General features: G+C 75.4%; 1 protein-coding gene. It reads right to left on the reverse strand.

Annotated features, from left to right (window positions below; genetic code table 11):
• Nucleotides 1-106 precede the first annotated feature (106 nt).
• Nucleotides 107-1,603 carry an FAD-dependent monooxygenase gene (locus tag ABZY33_RS35975; RefSeq protein ID WP_356495929.1) on the reverse strand — a complete coding sequence of 499 codons (1,497 nt, stop codon included), beginning with the start codon at nucleotides 1,601-1,603 and terminating at the stop codon, nucleotides 107-109.
• Nucleotides 1,604-1,741 lie beyond the last annotated feature (138 nt).

Genomic DNA, 1,741 nt, shown 5'->3' on the forward strand with positions numbered 1-1,741 from the left:
GTGGTGCTCAGCAGGGTGGCCGCGGAGATGTAGTCACCGGCGATGGCCAGTCCGCCGCCGACGGGGCCGAACGCGCCTCCGTGCGTCGTACGGGCTAGCCCGCGCCTCACCCCCGCGCCGGGCCGCACCACGTGGCGAGCGCGGCGCCGAGCGCGGGGACGCCGGGCGGGCCGGCGTCGTCGGCCGCCCAGGCCACATGCCCGTCGGGGCGGATCAGGAGCGCCGCGGGCGCGGGGATCTCCCCGACGGCCGGGACGGTCCAGTAGTCGTCCTCGCAGCGCGCCTCGACGAGGTCGACCCGGCCGGCCCAGCCCGCGTGGGCCGCCGCGACCTCGGCGCTGCCGCGCAGATCGAGCAGGACGGGGCGGGCGGCGTGCAGCAGTTCGTGGACGCGGGTGGCGCCGCCGGACGTCTTGAGGCCGGCGTCCGGGACCCGGCGGCCCGCCAGCAGGTGACCGCCGTCGGCCGGGTAGCGGATGTCCAGCGCCGTGAGCATGCCGCGCAAGTGCCGGTTGACGTCGTCGAACACGATGAGCGAGCCGAAGACCTCGCGCAGCGCGTCGGTCTGCGGCCCGGGGCGGGCCAGCGCCGACTGGGCCCGGGTGTTGTGCAGGACGCGTTCGGCGACGGGGTGCCGCTCCGCGTGGTAGCTGTCCAGGAGGCTCTCCGGCGCCCACCCGCGCACCACGCCGGCGAGCTTCCAGCCGAGGTTGACCGCGTCCTGCACCCCCATGTTCAGCCCCTGCCCGCCGGCCGGGAAGTGGATGTGCGCCGCGTCGCCCGCCAGCAGCACCCGGCCCGCCCGGTACCGGGCGGCCTGCCGTGCGGCGTCGTTGAAGCGGGAGACCCAGCGCGGGCTGTGCATACCGAAGTCGGTGCCCGCGAGCCTGACCAGCGCCTCGCGCAGCTGCTCGAACGTCGCGGGCCCCTCGTGCTCCGCGGCCCCGTAGTCGGAGGCGATCACCCGGTACCAGCCCGGCTCGAAGGCGATCGCCGAGTAGTCGCCGCCCGGGCAGCGCCGCACCCAGACGTACTCCTCGGGCAGATCGGGCAGTTCGACGTCGCCGATCAGCGCGGTCATCGTCGCCGGGGTGCCGGGGAAGTCGATGCCGGCGAGCTTGCGCACCGTGCTGCGCCCGCCGTCGCAGCCCACGAGGTAGCGGGCGCGCAGCGTCGCGGACCCGCCCCCGGCGGTGCGCAGCCCGACGCTCACCCCGCTCCCGTCCTGCTGGACGCCGCTCACCTCGCTCGCCCTGCGCACCCGGACCCCGAGTTCGCCGGCCCACTCCTCCAGCAGCCGCTCGATGGCGGACTGCAGGATCATCAGCGGGTAGGGGTGCCGGGACTCGGACTCGTCGAAGTCCAGGTAGAGACCGGAGAAGTGGCCCACCGGCTGGAGCTCGCCGGCCGCGAGGAAGCGGTCCAGGATCCCGCGCTGGTCCAGCACCTCCAGGGTGCGGGAGTGGATGCCGCCGGCCCGCGACTCGCCGGTCCGTTCCGCGAGCCGCTCGACCAGGACCACGTCGACGCCCGCGAGCCGCAGCTCGCAGGCGAGCATCAGGCCCGTCGGCCCGGCGCCCGCGACCACCACCTCCGCGTCCATGCCGGTGTCCGCCACCTCGTACCCCCTCGTTCCGCTGCGCCGTGTCCGCGTCCGTATCCGGCCGCGCTTCGACGGTACGGACCCCATGCTCGGCCCACCCACTTCTGACACCTGACCCGGCACAGCAACAAAGCCGAA

Origin of the sequence: Streptomyces sp. NPDC006552 (assembly GCF_040611655.1) — a bacterium.
GTDB lineage: Bacteria > Actinomycetota > Actinomycetes > Streptomycetales > Streptomycetaceae > Streptomyces.

What these genes read in the sequence shown, in the direction of transcription:
- ABZY33_RS35975 (WP_356495929.1), bottom strand. Translation starts at nt 1,603, where the DNA reads ATGGACGCGGAGGTGGTGGTCGCGGGCGCCGGGCCGACGGGCCTGATG.